We start from the raw sequence: 20,287 nt of genomic DNA, 5'->3' as shown, positions 1-20,287 counted from the left end.
GGTGAGGGCTGTCAGCCGACACTGCCAGGGGAGTCGGTCAGGAGGTGGCGAGGGCGTATGCGAGGAGCCATTCGACGCATTCGGTGATGTGGCGGGCGTGCACCAGGTCGGTGCCCCAGGTGTAGAGGCCGTGGCCGGCGACGATCACGGCGGGGGTGCGGGGATCGTAGGCGGCCTCGAAGCGGTCGCCCAGCTCGCTCATGTCCTGGCTGTTGCGGATCACCGGGAAGACGACCTCGTCATCGTGGGCGAGGCGGCCGATGCCCTTGAGCGTCTCGACGTCGCGCAGGTGGACGCCGCCGGGCCAGTGGTGCCCGGCGATGACGGCGTTCAGGGCATGGACGTGCACGACGGCGTCCGCGCCGGTCACGGCGGCCACGCGGGCGTGCAGGCCGGCCTCGGCGGACGGGCGGAGCGGCTCGACGCCCTCGACCTCGACCAGGTCGCCCTTCGGGTCCACCACGGCGACGTCGGAGGGGGCGAGCTCGCCCTTGTCCAGGCCGCTGGCGGTAACGGCCAGCAGCAGGGGATCACGGGTCAGCACCTCGGAGATGTTGCCTGAGGTGCCGCGCATCCAGCCGTAGGAGGTGAACCGGGCCGACTCGGCGGCCAGCCTCCCTCCGGCGGACAGGACGCGGGCCGGGGTCAGCTCGTTCATCAGGACTCCTTGTCGGTCAAGGTGAGTTCGTCAAAGGACGTGATGATGGGGTGGGCGCCGAAGTCGGCGTTCTCGCTCGGCTCGCCCGGCCGCCGCACCCCGATCGCGCGCCATCCCGCCGCGGAGGCGGCGTCGAGCTCGGCCGGGACGTCGGAGAGGAAGAGCAGCCGGCCGGCCGGCTGGTCCAGGGTCTCGGCGATCCGCCGGTAGGACGCCTGCTCCCGCTTGGGGCCGGCGAGCACGGTGTCGAAGTACTGCTCGATCAGGATCGCCAGGTCCCCGGCGTCGCTGTGCCGGAACCACGGCTGCTGGCTCCGGACGGAGCCGGAGGAGAAGACCGCCAGCTTGATCCCCGCCGAGTGCCAGGCGCGCAGAGCCGGGGGCACGTCGGGGAAGAAGTGGGCGGTCAGGTCACCGTCGGCGAATCCGGCGGCCCAGATCTGGCCCTGAAGGGTCTTCAGCGGCGTGGCCTTGACATCGCCGGCCATCCAGCCGTGCAGCACCGCCACCACCTCGTCGGTGGTGGCATCCTCCGGCAGCCCGGCCTCGGCGCACGTCTGGGCCACCGCGTCCTGGACCTCGGGGTCCTCGGGATGGGTCTCGATCCACACTCCGAGCCGGGGCCGCGCGTAGTCGTACAGACCCACGTGCACCGAGCTGGTGGAGCTGGTGGTCCCCTCGATGTCGAGCACGACCCACGCGGGTGTCGTCTCCGTCATGTCCTCACACCTCTCTGAGCAGCCTGGCCAGCGCGTCCGGTCGGTCGTACCCATGTCGCCGCGTGATCAACTCCCGGGCGAGCCGCACGACGCGGGCGGCGGCGATCGGCCGCTCGGGTTCGGGGAGCGTCTCGAGGTCGGCGGCGTGGGCGTATCCGACGGCACGGCGCATCGCCTCAGAGCCCGCATACCCGAGGCCGTCGTGCCACACGCCCCGCAGGAACTCCGCGAGGTAGGAGTCGGGGTAGAAGCCGTCCGCACGGGTCGGCCACGACCGCTGGAACTCGCCGGTGAACGCCTCCCAGCTCGCCGCGACCTGCGCCAGGTGCTCCGCGCCCAGCCCGGACGAGCCGAGGACGTCGCCGCGTATCGCCGCGATGAGGGCGTTGGCCCAGAACAGCCCGAGGTCGAACCCGATCGGGCCCACGAAGGAGAACTCCGGGTCGATGACGGCGACGCGCCCGCCGCCGACCATGACGCTGCCCGAGTGCAGGTCGCCGTGGATCAGCGCCTCAGCCTTGGTCGTGAACAGGTGCTTCAGCCGGGCCGCCTCGCGGCGCAGCTCCGGATCGGCGCGCACCTCGCGGACCAGCGCGTCCAGCGCGGGATGGTGGCCGTTGTGCTCGTGCTCGATGTACGGCTCGGTCAGGACGACGTCCTCGGTCAGCTCGCACAGCTCGGGGTTGACCGACTCGGCGATCAGCTTCTTGCGCCCGGCGGAGCTCATGCCGAAGTCGGAGGTCGCGAAGGCCAGCCGGGCGACGAAGACGCCGACCTGGGCGCCCGTGTCGCCGGGGGAGCGGCCCGCGATCGAGGCCGCGCGCAGCACGTCGAGATCCCCGAGGTCCTCCATCACCAGGGTGAAGGTCGCCGGGTCGTAGCCGTGGTAGGCGGGGACGAACTCCGGCGCGACCCTGGCCAGGTGCTCGTAGGCGCGGGCCTCGGCCGCCGCGCGGTACGGCGTGAGCGGCCACGATTCCCCGTGGACGCGGACCCAAGGAAGCGCCTGCTTGACCGCGAGGCCGGGCACGTCCGGGTCGCGGCGGACCAGGAAGATCCGGTTGAGGTTGCCGTCGCTCACCTCCCGGACCGTGAGCGGCCCTCCGGCCGTGCCGCCGAGCAGGCTCGAAAGGCCGCGTGACTCCAGATATCCGGGAACGTCGTCCGGCGAGAGCAGCGGATAGGCCGGGTAGGGCCGCCGGCCGGGGGGCGTGCCCGGCGCGGCCGGGCCGGGGAGGTCAGCCGGTGCGGCCTGGCCGGGACCGCCGGTGAGTGCGCCGCTCACGGCCGGGTGAGGGTCTGGACGAAGTCGTTGACGAACCTGGCCGAGTCGACCGCCGTGATCACCCGAGTGTCGGGCGCGGGCTCGTACGGGAAGGACGGCGGCAGCCCCTCGGCGGTCCGCATCAGCCGGGCACGCCACAGGAACCCGTCGCCGACGACGTTGACCGGCCCGAGCGTGGCGCCGGTCGCGAGGCTAGGGTCGAGCAGGATGCCCGCCGCCAGCGGATCGTGCAGCGGGATGATCCTGCGGCCCCATTCCTTCTGGTAGAAGTCCAGGTAGGAGTCGAGGATCTCGGTGGCGAAGCGCGCGATCGGGGTGGCGGCCGCACGCAGGGCGGCGATGGCGGGCTCGGCGAGGATCGTCACGGCGGTGACGTTCACCCCGACCATGACCAGCTCGCGACGCGGGGCCGAGAAGACCGCGCGGGCCGCCACCGGGTCGTTGTTGACGTTCGCGTCGATCATGAGCAGCTCGCCGGGGGTGGCGTACGGGCCGGAGCCGCCCATCAGCACGACCGAACGATACTTTGTAAAGAGCTCCGGATCGGCGCGCAACGCCAGCGCGAGATTGGTCAGCGGGCCGAGCGCCAGCAGGTCCAGCTCGCCCGGCTGCTCGTTCGCGAGCCGCACGAGCAGCTCGGCGGCGGTCTCGCCGGCCACGGGCGGGAGCGGGCGGTCGTAGCCGCGGTCCCCGAGGCCGTCCTTGCCGTGCACGTACCGGGCGATGTGCGCGGTGCCGGACAGCGGCTCGGCCGCGCCGCGCGCCACGGGCACCGAGAGCCCGAGCAGCCGGTTGACATACCCGATGTTGCGTACCGCGTCCTCCTCCACGCAGTTGCCGAACACCGAGGTCACGGCCACGATCTCCGCGTCCGGGCGTCCGGCCAGGTAGAGCAGCGTGTGGGCGTCGTCGATGCCGGTGTCGGTGTCGACGACGATGCGGCGGGTGGTGCTCATCGCGCGGGATTCTCCTCGAAGTGATCGGACACGCGGGCGGGCTCGAAGGCCCCCCGTTCGGTGATGATCCGGGTGACCAGGTGGGGCGGCGTGGCGTCGAAGGCCGGGTAGTACCCGCGGGTGCCCTCGGCCGCGCTGCGCGTGCCGAGCACGTGCAGCACCTCGTCGCCGTCGCGGTGCTCGATCTCGACGTCCTCGATCCGCGGGGAGAGGGGGTCTGGGGCATGGGAGAGCACGTACATCGGCACGCCGAACGCCTGCGCGGCCAGGGCGACCGCGAGCGTGCCGACCTTGTTCACCACGTGCCCGTCCATGGTCACCCGGTCGGAGGCGACCAGCGCGACGTCGGCCAGCCCGTTGGCGAGCGCGGAGGGCACCATGCCGTCGGTGATCACGGTGGGCCGGTAGCCCATCTCCACCAGCGTCGCCGCGGTCAGCCTGGCCCCCTGCAGGTAGGGCCGGGTCTCGGTGCAGACGAACTCCAGCCGCTTGCCCATCGCCTCGGCGGCCTGGACGGTTCCGATCAGGTAGGCGTCGCCCCAGCAGTGGGTGAGCACGCGCGCGCCGTCCTCCAGCAGCCCGGCGGCGTGACGGCCCAGGGCCAGGCTTCCCGCGCGGTAGCCCGCGTCGTGCTCGGCCGCGGCCTTCGCCACGGCGTCCACGAGCTCCGCTCCTGGCGCGCCGGCCAGCGGGCCGTCCACGGTGGCCGCCAGGATCGCGTTGACGGCGTCGCGGATGTGGTTGTTGGTGGGCCGGGTGGCGATGAGCCTGCGGCCCGCGGCGCGCAGCCGTTCGGCGGCGGCTCCGGGACCGGCGTCGCGCGCCTCGCGGGCGGCGAGCGTCATGCCGGCGGTCGTGGCGAACAGCGGGCCCGAGCTCTGCGTGACCATCTGCTCGATGGCCACCGCCACGTCCTCCATGGTGGCGCAATGCACCCACTTGCGGTCGAACGGGTAGACGCGGCGATCGAGGATGTCCACCCCGTCGTCGGTCGTCCGTACCGAGTCGGCCAGTATCGGCGTGTTACCGGTGCCGCTCACGTGGTCACCCCTTCCTCGAGGACCTTGTCCGATCCCAGGCCGCCGGGCCGCCTCCGCCGCCTGCGCAGCTGGACCAGCACCAGAGCGGCCAGCGTGATGACGTACGGCGCGGCGTCGGCGGCCTGCTGCGGCAGCCCGGCTCCCTGCAGGCGGAATCCCCAGGCCTCGGCGATCCCGAACAGCAGGCAGGCGGCCACGACGCCGTACACGCGGTTGCGGCCGAGCATCACGGCGACGACCGCGACCCACCCGCGCCCGGCGCTCATGCCTTCACTGAACAGTGTCACGTTGCCGAGGGCCAGCTGGGCCCCGGCGAGCCCGCAGAGCGCGCCGGCGGCCAGCACGGCGCCGTGCCGGTAGGCGCCGACCTTGAGCCCGAGGGACTCGGCGGCCTCCTGATGCTGCCCGATGCCCCGCAGCCGTAGCCCTGACCTGGTCCGCTTCAGCCACCACGCGGCCGCCACCACCAGCACCAGCGCGAGCGGCACGAGCGGCGACTGGGGGCCGAGCACCGGCCCCGCCAGAGGGAGGTCGCCGAGCCCGAGGCCGGCGAGCGTCGGCAGGCCTTTGAGGTCGGGGGAGGAGAACGTCCCGCCGCCGCCCAGGATGAGCCGCATCAGGAACGCGGTGAGGCCGAGGGCGAGCAGGTTGGTGCCCACCGCGACGACCACCGGGTCGGCCCGGGCGGTGACGGCTCCGACCGACAGGATCGCCGCGTACAGGACGGTGGCGGCCACGCCGCCGAGGACCCCGGCCCAGACGTTGCCAGTCAGGTGGCTGAAGAGCACGGAGGTGAAGGCGCCCCACAGCATCTGGCCTTCCAGGGCCATGTTGAACACCCCGGAGACCGAGCACAGCATTCCGCCGAGGGCGGCGAGGACGACGGGCGTCGTGGCGGTGAGCACGGCGGCGACGAAGGTGGCCTCGAAGATGTTCACCCGCTCACCCCGCTTCTGGTGGTGTCCACATGCCCTCCCGGCGGATCCGGCGCCTCCACGGGCGGGGCGGCGGGGCGTCCGGGCAGGAGCCGCCGCCACCGTCCGGGACGGTGGCGCATGGTGGCCGTCACCGCCACGATGACGATGATCAGGCCCTGGATTACCTGGGTGAGCTGGCTCGGCACTCCGGCGTCGCGTTCCATGCCCTGCCCGCCCACCTGCAAGATCGTCAGTAGTGCGACCGTGAACGGCACGCCGATGGGGCGTCCGGCGGCCAGCAGCACGGCGGCGACCCCGGTGAAGGTGTATCCGGGGGAGGTGAGCGCGCCGTCGACCAGCCGGTAGGGCGGGCTCAGCACGATCAGCCCGCCCACCAGGCCGGCGAACGCGCCGCCGCCCGCGAGGGTGGCGATGGCGAGCCGGTCCACGTCGATCCCCCCGTACCGGGCGAACTCCCGGTTGGCGCCCGTCGCCCGGATCTCGTAGCCGAGCACGGTGCCGGTGTCGGCGTACAGCCACGCCAGGGTCAGCACCAGGATGAGCGGGAGCGCGACCGTGACGTATCCGCTGTCGCCGATCGAGGGCAGGTGCGCCGCGGCGGGCAGGACCGGGGTCTCGGCGATGCCGGTGTTCGGCTCGGCGAGCGGGAAGCGGACGAGGTAGGACGCGAGCGCGACGGCCGGCGTGCTCAGCAGCAGCGTGGTCACGATGGCGGGAATGCCGAGCCTGGTGTGCAGCGGCGCGGACACCCCGGCGACGAGGGCGCCGGTGAGCGCCGCCGCGGCGAGCGGCACCACGACGGCGATGCCCGGCGGCAGCGGGAGCGCCAGGGCCAGTGCGGCGGCGGCCACGGCGCCGAGCGCCATCTGGCCGTCGCCGCCCAGGTTGAACTCGCCGGTACGAAAGGGGATGGCGAACGCCAGGGCCATGCCCAGTGTGGGGACGAAGGCGCCGATGGTGTACTCGAGGTTGCCGTCGGCCACGGCGCCCCTGATCAGCGCGGGGTAGGCCTCGGCGGGATCGACGCCGACGAGCGTCATGACGATCGTGGTCAGCACCAGCGCCCCCGCGATGGCGGGGAGCGCGGGAGATCGCGCGGCCGACCGCAGCGCCGCGCCGGCCAGGTCCCTCGCCTCGCGCGCGCCCCTCACGCCGTGCCTCCGGTCATCGCGGCGCCGAGCGCCTCGTCGCTCGCCTGCCCGCGCGGGAACTCGGCGACTAGGCGGCCGCCGTACATGACCAGGACGCGATCGGCCAGCGCGCGCAACTCGCCGAGCTCGCTCGAGACGAGCAGCACCGCCTGTCCCCGGTCGCGCGCCTGGGCGAGCAGCGCGTGGATGTACTCCTGGGCGCCGACGTCGACGCCCTGCGTCGGCTCCTCGACGACGATCACGGGGGTTCGCCGGGACAGCTCGCGGGCCAGCACGGTCTTCTGGGCGTTGCCCCCGGAAAGCGCCGAGATGGGCACGTCCACCGAGGCGGTGCGGACCGAGAACCGCTCGGTGAGCATGCGGGCGCGCTCCCGCACGACGGCCTTGGACAGCCGGCCGGCGCGGCCGCGCGGCCCGGCGTCGCGGTGGTCGCCCATGAGGAGGTTCTCGGCGACGGACATGGTGGCCGCCGTCGCGCGGCCGTGCCGGTCCTCGGGCACGTAGGCGATCCCGAGTTCGCGGCGGCGCCGCACGGTTGCGCGTCCGAGGTCGGCGCCGAGCAGCCGGACGGCGCCGGAGTGCCCGGTCCGCAGCCCGGTCACCGCGTCGACGAGTTCGCGCTGGCCGCTGCCGGCGACGCCCGCGATGCCGACGATCTCGCCCGCCCGGACGCCGAACGAGGCCCCGGACAGGCGTTCCACCCCGTCGCCGTCGCGCACCGCGAGGTCGCGCACCTCCAGGGCGTACTCGGCCGAGGGCGCACGCTCCGTGCGGGCGGGCGCGGCGGAGAGGAGGGAGCGGCCGATCATGGCCTGGACGAGCTCGTCGGCCGTCGTGCCGGCGGTGGCGAACCGGCCGGTGACCCGGCCCTGCCGCAGCACCGTGACCCGGTCGCCGGCGGCGAGCACCTCGCCGAGCCGGTGCGTGACCAGCACCACCGACGCTCCCGTGGCCGTCACCGTGCGCAGGACCTCGAACAGGCGGCCGGCCTCGCCTGGGGTGAGCACGGCCGTCGGCTCGTCGAGGATGAGGATCTCCGCCCCGCGGTGCAGCGCCTTGAGGATCTCGACGCGCTGGCGCACGCCGACGGGCAGCTCGCCGACCCGGGCCGCGGGGTCGACCCGCAGGCCGTACCGCTCGCTGAGGGCCTCGACCCGACGCCGGGCGGCGGCCCGGTCCAGCACGCCGCGCCGCAGCCGACCGCGGGCCGGTTCGGCGCCGATCACGACGTTCTCGGCGACGGTCAGCTCGGGGAACAGACGGAACCGCTGGTGGACCATGCCGAGCCCGTGCGCGATGGCGTCGGCGGGCGAGCGGAACCGGACCGGCTCGCCCGCTCGCAGCACGTGTCCGGAGTCGGGCCGGTGCAGCCCGAACAGCACGGACATGAGCGTGGACTTGCCGGCCCCGTTCTCCCCGACCACGGCGTGGATCTCCCCGCGCGCGATCGCGAGGTCGACGGAGTCGTTGGCGAGCACGGTTCCGAAGCGTTTCGTGATGCCGACGAGCTCGGCGGCGGGCGGCTCCGGGGGAAAGGTCATCTCCTAGCCCGCCAGGGGATCGGCGACGGTGATCTTGCCGGCGACGATGTCGTCGCGTACCTGCTTGACCTTGGCCACGACCTCCGGGCTCTTGGCGACGGTGCAGGCGGTCGATGCGAGCGTGTCGTCCAGGGCCGTCACGCCCACCCCGTTCTCGGCCAGCCCGTAGACCTTCACGCCGCCGGTCTTGCCCGCGGCGACCTCCTTGACGGCGGCGATCTCGGCGACGTCCACGCGCTTCAGCACGTTGTCGACGACGTTGCCGGGGCTGAGCGCGCACTGGTCCACGTCGACGCCGAAGGACTTCGCGCCCCCGGCCGCGGCGGCCTCGAAGACGCCCTGGTTGCCGCCGGACGCCGCGGCGGCGACGATGTCGGCCCCGCGGCCGATCAGGGTCTGGGCCTGGGACTTGGCGCGCGCGGGGTCGCTGAAGGGGTTGTTGCCGCCGACGTAGAGCGGGGTGCCCTCGGCGGCGGGCTTGACCGACTTGGCGCCGGCGAAGAACGGGTCGATCCACCGGTGGATGAAGGGGCTGTCCAGCGCCGCCACCACGCCGAGCTTCCCGCTCTCGCTCAGCAGTCCGGCTTCCACCCCGGCCAGGTAGGCGGCCTCGTGCTCCTTGAACGAGACGCACGACAGGTTGGGCGCGGGGGTCTTGGCACAGGAGTCGACCTGGAGGAACTGCTGGTCGGGGTGCTGCTTCGGCAGGGTGTTGAACAGGTCGTCGAAAGAGAAGGTGATGCCGATGATGATGGTGGGCTTGGCGCGCACCGCGGCGTCGAGGTTCTGGGCGATGCTGGTCGGATCCTTGCTCTCGTACAGCTTGAAGCTCGCGCCGATCTGCTGGGCGGCCGTCTCGGCGCCCTTGACCCCGAGCTGCAGGAAGCCGTTGGTGCCGACCGGGTTCGGGGTGATCAGGATGATGGACTTGCCGGCGGGCTTCTCCGAGGCGTCCTTGGCCGCGGTCGTGCCCCCTCCGCAGGCCGTCAAGGTCAGGGCCAGCGCGCTCGCCGTGATGAGTCCGGTGGTGATGGGGGTGCTTCGCATGACGGTGTCGCCGTTTCCTTGATCCTGACAGGGCACATCGGCTGAATGGGACGAAAGCCTCAAGTGATGTCAGAGCATATTACACTTTCCCGATCGGCAAAGCAGGATTAGTCCCGACGCCGCCTCGCCGGCTCGCGTGCACGGAAATATGCCGATCCGGGAGCTGGCGGAAGGCCCTGTACGGCCGGTGTTTGTGAGAGTGTTTGGATGCGGTCGGCAACGGGGTCGGCCGTGCGGGGTGACCGGATGTTGCACGATTGCCTAGTTTCCCTACCAAATTGTAGGGTATATTGGGCGCCGCGCAGAGGAGGCGACATGAGCCCGGACCTGAGCCACCCGTCATGGCCGCGTGGCGAGACCCCCCTCACCGCGGCGATCACAGCCGGGCGGTGGATCCGTTCGGCGGCCGTCGACGACGAGCGCGGGCGCCACTGGCTCGCCAACCCCGACCCCGGACGCCGCTCGGCCAGGTCGGGACGGCCCGGCTCGCTGTACGCCGGGGTGGCCGGCATCGTCGTGTACTTCCTTGAGCTCGCCGCGGCCACCGGCCACGAGGCCTACCTGCACGACGCCAGGGAAGGTGCGCGCTACCTCGCCGCCACCTGGCAGGACGAGGCCGACCTGTCCCTGTACCACGGCCTGACCGGCATCGTCTTCGCGCTGGCGGAGGCCGGATGGGCGACCGGTGACGAGAGCCTCGCGGTCGCCGCCAGAGCCGGAGCCGACCGTGTCGTCGGCAGCCTGCGCCGCGACGGCGGCGGCGTCGGATGGACGGGCGACCCGGCGCAGCGGGGCGACGGCGGCATCATCCTCGGCCTCCTGCACGCGGCGGGCATCCTCGGCGTCCCCGCGTACGAGGAGATCGCCGTGGAGGCCGGCGCGCGCGTCGCCGAGCAGGTGGTCCCCGGGCACAGGTTCGGCAAGGACGGGTGCCCCGACCTGCCGCTGGACGCCGTCACGCCCGGCTTCCTGTCCGGCACGGCCGGCACCGCCTTCCTGCTCGCCCGGCTCTACGGCGTCACGCGGGACAGGCGCTTCCTGGACGCGGCTCGCAGGGGCGCCGACTTCGTCCGCACGGTCAGCACCGTGACCGACAAGCACGTCTTCGTGCCGCACCACGTCCCGCAGGGCCGGGGCCTGCACTACCTCGGCCTGTGCTCGGGATCGGCCGGCGTGGCGCGCATGTTCTACGAGCTCTACCGGGTCACGGGCGACCAGGGCGACCTCGACTGGGTGGAGCGGCTGGCCGCGGGCATCGTGTGCAGCGGCGTCCCGCGCCGCAGGACGCCCGGGTTCTGGAACGTCGCCTGCCAGTGCTGCGGCGCCGCGGGCCTGCTGGAGCTGTTCGTCGGGCTCTGGGCCGCGACCGGCGCGCAGTCTCACCTGCGGTTCGCCCGCGAGCTCGCCGACGACCTGGTCGGCCGCGCCACGGGGCACGACGAGGCCGGTTACCGGTGGTACCAGGCCTACCGGCGGCTGCGGCCATGGGAGGTCACGGCCGACACCGGTTACATGATCGGCGCCGCCGGCATCGGCTCCGCGCTCCTCCACCTGGACGCCGCCACGGCGAGCGGGGAGCCGCGCCGGCTCATCCTGTTCCCGGACAACCCGTTCCCCGCCATCCCGGTGCCCGCCTCGATCCTGCGCCGCTCCGGCTGAGACCGCCGCGCTGAGACCGCAGGGCCCGCGTGACCGCTCGCGCGCCCGCCGCTCACGGGCCCGTACCAGGCCGCGGCCTCAGAGCTCCTCCACGTTCCGCGGGCCGAGGGGCAGCCGCACCACGAAGCGGGCGCCTCTCTCGCTTGGCTCGATCCCGAGCGTTCCGCCGCTCATCTCCGCGATCTGCCGGGCGATGGACAAGCCGAGCCCGGTGCCGCCCGCGTCCTTGCTCCGCGCCGCGTCCAGCCGGGTGAACCTCTGGAAGACGACCTCCCACTTGTCGGGCGGGATCCCGGCGCCGTCGTCGTGCACCTCGAGTATCGCGGTGCCGTGGGCGAACCGGGGATCGCCCGGCGGGTCGCCGTACCGCTTCAGCACCCTGATCGTGGCCGAGGCGGCCGCATGCCGCTCGGCGTTGTCCATCAGGTTGGCGAACATCCGCGCCAGCCGCACGTAGTCGCCCATCACCACCACGCCGGGCTCGACCTCGCGCCTGATCGTCAGGCGGGTGTGGCGGCGGTCCAGCTCGCCGCCGACCAGCTGCGGCAGGTCCACCGGATCGCGAGCGCCCGGTGTGCCCGCGTCCAGCCGGGCGGCCAGCAGCAGGTCGCGGACGATGGCCTGCAACCGATCCAGGCTGCTCAGGAGAGAGCGGCCCACCGCGGGCACGTCGGCCTCCTCCGGCGCGAGCAGGGCGCTCTCCACCTCGGCGCGCATGGCGGTGATGGGGCTGCGCAGGTCATGGGAGGCGTCGGAGGCGAACTGCCGCTGGCGCTCCATCGCGGCCTCCAGCCGGTCCAGCGTTTGGTTCACGCTCTCGGCCAGGCCGTGGATCGCGTCGTTGCTGGGCGGGACGGGGACGCGGCGGCCGGGGCTGGTGGCGTTGATCTCGTCCAGCTCGGCCCGGATGGCGTCGACCGGCGCCAGCGAGACCGAGATGATCCGGTGGCTGCCGTAGACGATCGTCGTGGTGACGATCACGACGGAGGCGAGTGCGAGGGCGATCAGCCCGGGATGGACCCACGGCGGGACGACCGGTGCGGCACTGTAGACGATCCAGCTCCGGCCGGCGTGGTGGAACCGCTGCGCCACCACGATGTAGCACTGGTGGCGAGGGAAGACCCGGTCGCACACCACCGAGTTGACGGGCCCCGAGCCGTCAGCGGGAGCGAAGTGCGCCATCGGGGGCCTGCCCGCCATCGATTCGGTGGATGCCACCACCTTCCCCTGGGAGTCGACGAGCTGGATGTGGGGCACCTGCTCGTACGGGATCGGGATGGGCAACTGGTCCCGCTGGAACACCGTGGAGACGCGGCGCCCCGCGGCGATGACCCCTTCGGTGACGTAGCCGGTGGCGAAGCGGTGAACGCTCACCATCAAGGTGGCCGCGAGCAGCGTCGACAGCAGGGCCGCGACGATGCCGGCGAACAGGGTGAAGCGACCTCTGACCGACCAGCGGTGCCACATGCTCACCGCGATCCCCCCTTCGCCCCCAAGACAAGTCGACCACACAGGTCCGGGGCGTCCGCCGTGGGGGCGCGAGGGGGGAGGGGCTAGTCGGCTGCGCGGGCGGCGACCTCGGCGGCCTTCGCCGTGAGGGACCGCACCGCCTCGGTGAGGTGGGCAACCTGGACTTCGAGGGTGTGGACCCGCGCCTCGAGTTCGCCGGAGCTTGGGGGCTGGTGTGCGACGATCTGCCTCGGCATCGGCGGCCGCTCCCTTCGATGGTGATCATTCGGGTATGAGGGACGCGGGGGTGTCCGTCGCGATCCCAGCCCTTTACCTCTGCCCACACAGCGGCGGACAAAGCACCTGCGGTCCTATAAGCGTACGTGACCTCGCCGGCGATCTCCCTGTGGTGTCTCCCCAGGCTGTGACGCCGCCTGGGAGGCGAGGAGGCGGGCGATGTAGCCGGTTCGAGGATGGCGCGCCACCTCCGCGGGAGTGCCCTCCTGCATGAGCACGCCGCCCTCGATCACGCCGAGCCGGTCGGCCAGCGCCGCCGCCTCCGGCGGATCGTGGGCGACGAGCACGCAGACGCCCGTGAAGGCGGACAGGTGATGCCGGAGCAGCGATCGCGCCTCCGGGCGCGTGCCGGCGTCCAGGCCGGCCAGCGGCTCGTCCATGAGCAGCACGCGCGGACCGGAGGCCAGCGAGCGTGCCAGTGACACCAGCAGCGCCTGGACGGGCGACAGCTCGCGGGGCCGGGCGTCGCGGAGGGCGTCGAGGCCGACGCGCTCCAGCCAGGCGGTGGCGGCGCGGCGGGCCTCGCTCCTGCCCGCGCCGTGGCAGCGGGGCCCGAAGGCGACGTTGTCCAGCGCGCTGAGGTGAGGGAACAGCAGGTGCTCGCGCAGGAGCATCGCGACCGACCTGCGCTCGGCCGGGCGCGCGTGCAGCGGAGCCCCGTCGAGCAGGACGTGGCCGCCCGAGGGCGGGGTGAGCCCGGCCAGGACCCGCAGCGCGGTGGTCTTGCCCGCGCCGCCCGGCCCGAGGAGGGCGAGGACCTCACCGGCGGCGGCGCGGATCCTGACGTCCAGCCGCAGGGGCGGACGCTCGGCGACCAAATGGGCGTCCAACATCATGCGGGGTTCACCCATCGATCGCGAAGGCAGGTCAGCACCGCCACGGACACCGCGAGCAGGACGAGGCTGAGCACGACGGCGGCCTCGGGGTCGCTCCGCAGGCCGAGGTAGACCGACGGCGGCGCGGTGAGCGCCGCCCCGGAGAGGCCGCCGGCGAAGACGATCGTCGCGCCGAACTCGCCGAGGGCCCGAGCCCAGCACAGCAGGGCTCCCGCGGCGATCCCCGGCGCCACCAGAGGCAGGGTCACCCGGTGGAACACCGTCCAGCGGGAGCCGCCGAGCAGGGTCGCGGCCTCCTCGACGCGCGGGTCACAGGCCCGCAGAGCGCCCTCCACGGTGACGACCAGGAAGGGCAGCGCCACGAAGGCCTGCGCGAGCACCACGGCCCCGGCAGGGGCGGGCACGGACAGGCCCACGGCGGCGGGCCAGCTGCCCGCCAGGCCGTCGCGTCCCAGCGCCAGCAGCAGGGCCACGCCGCCCGCCACCGGCGGCAGGAGCAGCGGCACCCTGACCATGGCCTGGACGGCGCGCCTGCCGCGGAAGGCCACGCGGGCCAGCATCCAGGCCAGCGGAACGCCCGACACCAGGCAGCCCAGAGTGGCGAGCACGGAGGTCAGCAGCGACAGCCGCAGTGCCGCGAGGACCTCGGGCTCGGTGAGGCGGGCGAGGAGCGTCGTCCAGGGAGCCCGGACCAGCAGCGCGACGATGGGCAGCACCAGGAACAGCAGGGCGGCCGCCGCCGGCGCCGCCAGCACCAGGGGCACGCCGGACGGCCCGTCGGGCAGGGCGCGGTGGCCGGCGCCCCTCGGCCTGCGCCGGGTGGTGATCAATACCCTCATGCCGCCTTCATCCCCGGCATCCCCGCGCGCCACGCGAGCGCCAATCCATGATCGGCGCGACAAGTTTACTTCCAGGTTAAATGTGTAGAGGGAGGGCGAATCGAAAGGAGCGGCCCATGGACTCCGTGGCCTCAGCAGGTCACCAGGCGCGGGGAGCCGCGCAGCAGGCGACCAACAGCCGGACCTTCGACCGGCTCGCCCGGTTCGGGATGGTGTGCCGGGGCGTCCTGTACGCCCTGATCGGCATCCTGGCTCTGCAGATCGCCTTCGGAGGGGGAGGGGAGGAGGCCGACAAGACCGGCGCCGTGCGCACGGTGGCCGAGCAGCCGTTCGGCACCGTCCTGCTATGGCTCCTCGCCGTCGGATTCACGGCCCTCGCGTTGTGGCAGCTCTCCGAGGCGCTGATGGGCGCCGGCCTGGACGCCAAGCACCGCGTGGAGGCGGCCGGCCGCACCGTGGTCTACACCCTGGTCGTCGGCACCATCCTGAGCTTCCTGCTCCGCGGCACCACCGGCCGGTCGAGCGACCAGAAGTCCAAGGACCTCACCGCCACCGTCATGGACTGGCCCGGCGGGCAGTGGATCGTGGGCGCCGTCGGGCTCGGCATCGTCGCGCTCGGCCTCTACTGGATCTACGACGGCGTGACCAAGAAGTTCTGCGAGCACCTGCGCACCGGCGAGATGTCCCCCAGGACGCGCGGCACGGTCGAGAAGCTCGGCATGGTGGGGTACTGCGCGCGCGGCGTGATCGCGGTCGCGGCCGGCGTCTTCTTCGTTCACGCGGCCATCACCTACGACCCCGACGAGGCCAAGGGCATCGACTCCACGTTGCGGGCCTTCGCCGACACGCCGCTCGGCCCGTGGCTGCTGGTCGTGGTCGCCCTCGGCCTGCTGGTCTTCGCCGCCTACTGCTTCTGCGAGGCCCGCTGGCGCAGGACCTGACGCGAGAGCGGACCCGGGCGTAGTGCGCGGGTCCGCCGGCGCGAGACTTGACACGAAGAACGGACCCGAGCCTGGTGCTCGGGTCCGTTGTCGTTGGCGCTCCGGCGCCTCCGGCTGTCGTGCGCGTTCCGGTATCCGCAGTCAGACGTTGCGCCGGTACTGGCCGCCCGCCTCGAAGAGGGCCTCGGTGATCTGGCCCAGCGAGCACACCCGGGCCGCGTCCATCAGCGCCGCGAAGGCGTTGCGGTCCGACATCGCCGCCTCCCGCAGCCGCCGCAGCGCCTCGGGCGCCTCGGCCACGTGCTCCTGCTGGAACGCCCGGAGCCGCGTGAGCTGGCCGCGCTTCTCCTCCTCGGTGCCCCGGGCCAGCTCCAGCGACCCGTGCTCGACCACGCCGTCGGGGTTGCGGAAGGTGTTCACGCCGATGATCGGCAGCGAGCCGTCGTGCTTGCGGGTCTCGTACAGCATCGACTCGTCCTGGATGCGGCCGCGCTGGTAGCCGGTCTCCATCGCGCCGAGCACGCCGCCCCGGTCCGACAGTCGCTCGAACTCGGCGAGGACCGCCTCCTCCACCAGGTCGGTGAGGTCGTCGATGATGAAGCCGCCCTGCAGCGGGTTCTCGTTGGCCGCCAGTCCCCACTCCCGGTTGATGATCATCTGGATGGCCATGGCCCGGCGCACCGACTCCGCGCTCGGGGTGGTCACGGCCTCGTCGTAGGCGTTGGTGTGCAGGCTGTTGCAGTTGTCGTAGATCGCGATCAGGGCCTGCAGCGTGGTGCGGATGTCGTTGAAGTTCATCTCCTGGGCGTGCAGCGACCGCCCGGAGGTCTGGATGTGGTACTTCAGCTTCTGCGACCGCTCGCCCGCCCCGTACCGGTCGCGCATGGCGACGGCCCACACGCGGCGGGCCACCCGGCCGAGCACGCTGTACTCCGGGTCCATGCCGTTGGAGAAGAAGAACGACAGGCTGGGCGCGAAGTCGTCGATGGCCATGCCGCGGGCGAGGTAGGCCTCGACGTAGGTGAAGCCGTTGGCCAGCGTGAAGGCCAGCTGGGTGATCGGATTGGCCCCGGCCTCGGCGATGTGGTAGCCGGAGATCGACACCGAGTAGAAGTTGCGCACGTCGTTGGCGATGAACCACTCCTGCACGTCGGCCATCATCCGAAGCGAGAAGTCGGTCGAGAAGATGCAGGTGTTCTGGCCCTGGTCCTCCTTGAGGATGTCGGCCTGCACGGTGCCGCGCACGGTGGCCAGCGTCGCCGCGCGCACGCGGGCGGCCTCCTCGGCGGTGGGCTCGCGGCCGTTGTCGGCCCGGAAGCGCGCAAGGGCCTGGTCCACGGCCGTGTGCAGGAAGAACGCCAGGATGGTCGGGGCCGGCCCGTTGATGGTCATCGACACCGAGGTGTTCGGCGAGGTCAGGTCGAAGCCGTCGTACAGCGCCTTCATGTCGTCCAGCGTGGCGATCGACACCCCCGAGGTGCCGACCTTGCCGTACACGTCGGGCCGCTCCGCCGGGTCGTTGCCGTACAGGGTCACCGAGTCGAACGCCGTCGACAGGCGGACGGCGGGCTGGCCCTCCGACAGGAGCTTGAAGCGCCGGTTCGTACGGAACGGGTCGCCTTCGCCGGCGAACATCCGGATCGGGTCCTCGTCGGCCCGCTTGAAGGGGAACACCCCGGCGGTGAACGGGAACCGTCCGGGCAGGTTCTCCGAGCGCAGGAACCGCAGCAGCTCGCCGTGGTCGGTGTACCTCGGCAGCGCCACGCGGGGGATGCGGCTGCCCGACAGCGAGGTGCGCCACAGCGGGGTGTGCTGCTCCTTGCCGCGCACGGTGACCACCAGCTCGTCGGCGGAGTAGGCCTTGACCGTCTCGGGCCAGTCGTCCAGCAGCGCGCGGCTGCCGGGTGACAGCTCGGCCTCGGCGCGCTCGCGCAGCGCGTCCAGCTTGCCCAGCGACGCGGGATCGCCGCCCTCGGCGGCCAGTAGCTCGCGGACCTGGGCGAGCTGCCGGCGCCGGCGCGCGGCCTCCGCCTGCAGCCTGGTGCGGCGGTGGTAGTCGCGCACGGCGTCTGCGATCTCGGCGAGGTAGCGGACCCGGGCGGGCGGCACGATGGCGGCCGCCAGGCTGGAGGTCGTGACCGAGGTCTCCGGCAGCAGCCCGGGGCTCTCGGGCAGGCCCTTCTCGCCGAGCAGCGCGCGCAGCCGCTGGTAGAGCGCGGTGACGCCGTCGTCGTTGAACCGGGACGCGATGGTGCCGTAGACGGGCATGTCCTCGGGGGAGGTGCCGAAGGCCTCGCGGTTGCGCACCATCTGGCGCCGCACGTCGCGCAGCGCGTCCTGCGCGCCCCGCCGGTCGAACTTGTTGATCGCCACCACGTCGGCGAAGTCGAGCATGTCGATCTTCTCGAGCTGGGAGCTCGCTCCGAACTCCGGCGTCATGACATAGAGGGATATGTCGCTGAACGGGACGATGGCGGCGTCCCCCTGGCCGATGCCGGGGGTCTCGACGATCACCAGGTCGTACCCGGCCGCCCGGCACACGGCGATCACGTCGTCGAGGTGCTCGGGAAGCTCGTGGGAGCCGCGCGTGGCCATCGAGCGGAAGAACACCCGGTCGCCGCCGAGGCTGTTCATCCGGATCCGGTCGCCCAGCAGCGCGCCGCCGCCCCTGCGCCGGGTCGGGTCCACCGCGACGACCGCGACGCGGAGCTTGTCCTCGTAGTCGATGCGGAGCCGGCGGATCAGCTCGTCAGTGAGCGAGGACTTGCCCGAGCCGCCGGTGCCGGTGATGCCGAGCACGGGCACGCGACGCGCCTGCGCCGCCGTGCGCAGCGTCTCAAGGTACGCCGCGCCGGCCCGCCCGGCCTCGACGTAGGTGATCGCGCGCGCGACGGCCCGCTGGTCGCCGGTGAGCACGGCGGGCGGCTCGCCGTCCCTGGTCAGGTCGACGTCGCACGCCTCGATGAGCGTGTTGATCATGCCGGCCAGGCCGAGCCGCTGCCCGTCCTCGGGGGAGAAGATCTTGGTCACCCCGTGGCGCTCGAGGGAGCCGATCTCCTCGGGGACGATGACCCCGCCGCCGCCCCCGTACACCTTCACGTGCCCGGCGCCCCGCTCGCGCAGCAGGTCCACCAGGTAGGTGAAGAACTCCACGTGACCGCCCTGGTAGGAGCTGATCGCCACGCCCTGGGCGTCCTCCTGGACGGCCGCGGTCACGATCTCCTCCACCGACCGGTCGTGGCCGAGGTGGACGACCTCCGCTCCCTGGGCCTGCAGGATGCGCCGCATGATGTTGATCGCGGCGTCGTGCCCGTCGAACAGCGCCGCCGCGGTCACGACGCGTACAGGGTTTGCGGGTTCGTGCACCGGAGCTCCTCAGGCAAGTTACTAGGACGTCCTAATAAATTGTAGGACGTCCAAGTACTCCAGCGGAACCCGAGCCGCCGGTCAGAGCCCCTCGCCGGCCGACGCGCGCAAGGCCAGGGTGTCGGGGCGCACCCGCGCCGGGTCCTCGCCCTTGATCAGCAGGCGGGCCATGAGGTCGGCCACGGCCGGCATCCGGTCCGGGCCGAGGCCGCGGCGGGTCACCTCCTGAGTGCCGATGCGCAGGCCGCCCATCGGCTCGCCGGGAGGCTGCCCGGGAAGGCCGATGCCGCTGAGATAGATCCCGCCGGCCGCGAGCGCGCGGGCCGCCTCGTCGCCGCCGCCGAACGCGTCCGCTTCCACCGCGACATGGTGGGAGGTCGTCCAGCCGAGCTCCGCCGCCGCCACGGCGAAGCCGGACGCCTGCAGCGCCGCGGCCAGCGCCGTCGCGCCCGCCATGCAGGCGTCGGCGTAGGCGGGCCCCGTCTCCGCCAGTTCGGCGGCGGTGACGGCGAGCGGGGCCAGGCGGGCGGCGTCGTAGTTGGCGGTCAGGCCCGGGTAGGCCGCCGCCGAGACCCGTTCGGCCAGCTCCTCGTCCCTGGTCACGATGGCCGCGCCGGGCGGGCCGCCGAACGACTTGTAGGTCGACATCGTCAGGACGTGCGCGCCGTCCGCCAGCGGGCGCTGGAACCGCCGGCCGGCGATCAGCCCCGCGACGTGCGAGGCGTCGTAGATCAGCGTCGCGCCCGCCTCGTCGCACGCCGCCCGGACCGCCGCCACGTCGTGCGGGAACAGCATCAGGCTCGCGCCGATCACCACGATGGCCGGACGCTCGCGGCGCAGGAACGCCGGCAGCCTGGCATGGTCGATCGCGAACCCGGCCGCGTCGTAGGGAAGGTCCACGACCCGCAGCCCGCGGATCCCCGCGGCGCCCTGCGCGTGATGGCTGGCGTGCCCGCCCGCCGCCTCCGGTAGCACCGCGATCGTGTCCCCGGGCCGGGCGAACGCGGTGTAACAGGCCAGGTTGGCCAGCGTCGCGCTCTGCAGCCGGACCTCGGCGTACCGGCCGTCCATCAGCGCGGCCATCCGCAGCGGCGCCAGCGTCTCCAGCACGTCCAGGTGGTCGAGCCCGGCCTGGAACTTCTCGCCCGGCCAGCCCATCGACGGGCGGCTGGACACGCTCGCCTGATGCACGGCCAGCGCGCGCGGGCTCATGGTGTTGGTGCCCGCGTACAGCACGATGCCTTCCTCGTCGAAGGCGCGGCGGTGCCCGCCGAGGGCGTCGGCCACGGCCCGTACGACTCCGGCGGCGTCCAGCCCGCCGAGCGCGGACTCCAGTTCGGTGAGCCGCCGCTGAGCGCGTTCCGAGGCCCAGGGCGCGACACGACTACGAGCTTCCAGGGTGACCACTCCGTCCGAACACGTTTCCTTGCCAGGATGCGCTCGACGCTACGGCCGCCCGCGGCGGCCCTGCCACCGCCGGAACGAGGGGATGCGGCCCGCCGTTTCCTACATCTGTAGGAAACCGGGTGCCGTGTTCACCGTTGTCCGGAGTGGTTGCCGGTGGT

17 protein-coding genes are annotated in these 20,287 nt (G+C 72.9%); 2 read left to right on the top strand and 15 right to left on the bottom strand.

Features of this window, described 5'->3' with window-relative positions:
* Nucleotides 1-37: 37 nt before the first annotated feature.
* From mtnB to MYF83_RS03095, 9 genes are read right to left on the bottom strand one after another with little or no spacing between them, the layout of a single operon-like run.
* Nucleotides 38-658 carry a methylthioribulose 1-phosphate dehydratase gene (mtnB, locus tag MYF83_RS03135; protein ID WP_248958607.1) on the bottom strand — a complete coding sequence of 207 codons (621 nt, stop codon included), beginning with the start codon at nucleotides 656-658 and terminating at the stop codon, nucleotides 38-40.
* Complete coding sequence (mtnC, locus tag MYF83_RS03130; protein ID WP_248958606.1) at nucleotides 658-1,377, bottom strand: acireductone synthase; 720 nt, start codon at nucleotides 1,375-1,377, stop codon at nucleotides 658-660. Before mtnC ends, mtnB begins: the two co-directional genes overlap by 1 nt.
* Before the next feature lie 4 nt (nucleotides 1,378-1,381).
* Complete coding sequence (gene mtnK / locus MYF83_RS03125) at nucleotides 1,382-2,662, bottom strand: S-methyl-5-thioribose kinase (RefSeq protein WP_248958605.1); 1,281 nt, start codon at nucleotides 2,660-2,662, stop codon at nucleotides 1,382-1,384.
* Complete coding sequence (locus tag MYF83_RS03120; protein WP_248958604.1) at nucleotides 2,659-3,618, bottom strand: nucleoside hydrolase; 960 nt, start codon at nucleotides 3,616-3,618, stop codon at nucleotides 2,659-2,661. Before MYF83_RS03120 ends, mtnK begins: the two co-directional genes overlap by 4 nt.
* Nucleotides 3,615-4,658 carry a translation initiation factor eIF-2B alpha/beta/delta subunit family protein gene (locus tag MYF83_RS03115; RefSeq protein WP_248958603.1) on the bottom strand — a complete coding sequence of 348 codons (1,044 nt, stop codon included), beginning with the start codon at nucleotides 4,656-4,658 and terminating at the stop codon, nucleotides 3,615-3,617. Before MYF83_RS03115 ends, MYF83_RS03120 begins: the two co-directional genes overlap by 4 nt.
* The gene (locus MYF83_RS03110) at nucleotides 4,655-5,596 is read right to left on the bottom strand and encodes an ABC transporter permease (RefSeq protein ID WP_248958602.1); all 942 of its coding nucleotides are present in this window, start codon (nucleotides 5,594-5,596) and stop codon (nucleotides 4,655-4,657) included. Before MYF83_RS03110 ends, MYF83_RS03115 begins: the two co-directional genes overlap by 4 nt.
* Nucleotides 5,593-6,747 (bottom strand): ABC transporter permease, encoded by a 1,155-nt coding sequence (locus MYF83_RS03105; RefSeq protein WP_248958601.1) that lies wholly within the window; start codon nucleotides 6,745-6,747, stop codon nucleotides 5,593-5,595. Before MYF83_RS03105 ends, MYF83_RS03110 begins: the two co-directional genes overlap by 4 nt.
* Entirely contained in the window at nucleotides 6,744-8,288 is a 1,545-nt protein-coding gene (locus tag MYF83_RS03100) for an ABC transporter ATP-binding protein (protein ID WP_248958600.1), read from the bottom strand. Before MYF83_RS03100 ends, MYF83_RS03105 begins: the two co-directional genes overlap by 4 nt.
* A 3-nt stretch (nucleotides 8,289-8,291) precedes the next feature.
* Nucleotides 8,292-9,335, bottom strand: coding sequence for a BMP family lipoprotein (locus MYF83_RS03095; protein WP_248958599.1), 1,044 nt, complete (start codon nucleotides 9,333-9,335; stop codon nucleotides 8,292-8,294).
* A 315-nt stretch (nucleotides 9,336-9,650) separates the two neighbouring features.
* Here MYF83_RS03095 and MYF83_RS03090 point away from each other — a divergent pair, with 315 nt between their 5' ends.
* Complete coding sequence (locus MYF83_RS03090; RefSeq protein ID WP_248958598.1) at nucleotides 9,651-10,994, top strand: lanthionine synthetase LanC family protein; 1,344 nt, start codon at nucleotides 9,651-9,653, stop codon at nucleotides 10,992-10,994.
* A 78-nt stretch (nucleotides 10,995-11,072) separates the two neighbouring features.
* Here MYF83_RS03090 and MYF83_RS03085 read toward each other — a convergent pair whose 3' ends face one another.
* From MYF83_RS03085 to modB, 4 genes are all read right to left on the bottom strand, one after another.
* Nucleotides 11,073-12,461, bottom strand: a complete 1,389-nt coding sequence (locus MYF83_RS03085) for a sensor histidine kinase (protein ID WP_248958709.1) — start codon at nucleotides 12,459-12,461, stop codon at nucleotides 11,073-11,075.
* An 86-nt stretch (nucleotides 12,462-12,547) separates the two neighbouring features.
* Nucleotides 12,548-12,700: a hypothetical protein gene (locus MYF83_RS03080; RefSeq protein ID WP_248958597.1), complete on the bottom strand. Its 153-nt coding sequence runs from the start codon at nucleotides 12,698-12,700 to the stop codon at nucleotides 12,548-12,550.
* Nucleotides 12,701-12,814: 114 nt separating this feature from the next.
* Nucleotides 12,815-13,576 (bottom strand): ABC transporter ATP-binding protein, encoded by a 762-nt coding sequence (locus MYF83_RS03075; protein WP_308201388.1) that lies wholly within the window; start codon nucleotides 13,574-13,576, stop codon nucleotides 12,815-12,817.
* A complete protein-coding gene (modB, locus tag MYF83_RS03070) occupies nucleotides 13,573-14,415 on the bottom strand; it encodes a molybdate ABC transporter permease subunit (RefSeq protein WP_248958596.1) in 843 nt (280 codons plus the stop codon). Before modB ends, MYF83_RS03075 begins: the two co-directional genes overlap by 4 nt.
* Nucleotides 14,416-14,531: 116 nt before the next feature.
* On the opposite strand from modB, the gene MYF83_RS03065 reads away from it, so the two are divergent.
* Entirely contained in the window at nucleotides 14,532-15,356 is an 825-nt protein-coding gene (locus tag MYF83_RS03065; protein WP_248958595.1) for a DUF1206 domain-containing protein, read from the top strand.
* 141 nt (nucleotides 15,357-15,497) lie between these two features.
* On the opposite strand, the gene icmF is transcribed toward MYF83_RS03065, so the two are convergent.
* Together icmF and glyA are read right to left on the bottom strand one after the other, a co-directional pair.
* Complete coding sequence (gene icmF / locus MYF83_RS03060) at nucleotides 15,498-18,722, bottom strand: fused isobutyryl-CoA mutase/GTPase IcmF (protein ID WP_248958594.1); 3,225 nt, start codon at nucleotides 18,720-18,722, stop codon at nucleotides 15,498-15,500.
* 81 nt (nucleotides 18,723-18,803) lie between these two features.
* Complete coding sequence (gene glyA, locus MYF83_RS03055) at nucleotides 18,804-20,129, bottom strand: serine hydroxymethyltransferase (RefSeq protein ID WP_248958593.1); 1,326 nt, start codon at nucleotides 20,127-20,129, stop codon at nucleotides 18,804-18,806.
* Nucleotides 20,130-20,287: the final 158 nt, after the last annotated feature.

The sequence above is a fragment of the Sphaerisporangium perillae genome (assembly GCF_023276435.1).
Classification (GTDB): Bacteria; Actinomycetota; Actinomycetes; order Streptosporangiales; family Streptosporangiaceae; genus Sphaerisporangium; species Sphaerisporangium perillae.
Note: the sequence above shows the minus strand (reverse complement) of the source record. Positions and strands in the feature narration are given on the sequence as shown.

What these genes read in the sequence shown, in the direction of transcription:
- MYF83_RS03100 (WP_248958600.1), bottom strand. Translation starts at nt 8,288, where the DNA reads ATGACCTTTCCCCCGGAGCCGCCCGCCGCCGAGCTCGTCGGCATCACG.
- MYF83_RS03090 (WP_248958598.1), top strand. Translation starts at nt 9,651, where the DNA reads ATGAGCCCGGACCTGAGCCACCCGTCATGGCCGCGTGGCGAGACCCCC.
- MYF83_RS03120 (WP_248958604.1), bottom strand. Translation starts at nt 3,618, where the DNA reads ATGAGCACCACCCGCCGCATCGTCGTCGACACCGACACCGGCATCGAC.
- mtnC (WP_248958606.1), bottom strand. Translation starts at nt 1,377, where the DNA reads ATGACGGAGACGACACCCGCGTGGGTCGTGCTCGACATCGAGGGGACC.
- modB (WP_248958596.1), bottom strand. Translation starts at nt 14,415, where the DNA reads ATGAGGGTATTGATCACCACCCGGCGCAGGCCGAGGGGCGCCGGCCAC.
- MYF83_RS03075 (WP_308201388.1), bottom strand. Translation starts at nt 13,576, where the DNA reads ATGATGTTGGACGCCCATTTGGTCGCCGAGCGTCCGCCCCTGCGGCTG.
- MYF83_RS03095 (WP_248958599.1), bottom strand. Translation starts at nt 9,335, where the DNA reads ATGCGAAGCACCCCCATCACCACCGGACTCATCACGGCGAGCGCGCTG.
- MYF83_RS03080 (WP_248958597.1), bottom strand. Translation starts at nt 12,700, where the DNA reads ATGCCGAGGCAGATCGTCGCACACCAGCCCCCAAGCTCCGGCGAACTC.
- MYF83_RS03065 (WP_248958595.1), top strand. Translation starts at nt 14,532, where the DNA reads ATGGACTCCGTGGCCTCAGCAGGTCACCAGGCGCGGGGAGCCGCGCAG.
- MYF83_RS03085 (WP_248958709.1), bottom strand. Translation starts at nt 12,461, where the DNA reads ATGTGGCACCGCTGGTCGGTCAGAGGTCGCTTCACCCTGTTCGCCGGC.
- mtnB (WP_248958607.1), bottom strand. Translation starts at nt 658, where the DNA reads ATGAACGAGCTGACCCCGGCCCGCGTCCTGTCCGCCGGAGGGAGGCTG.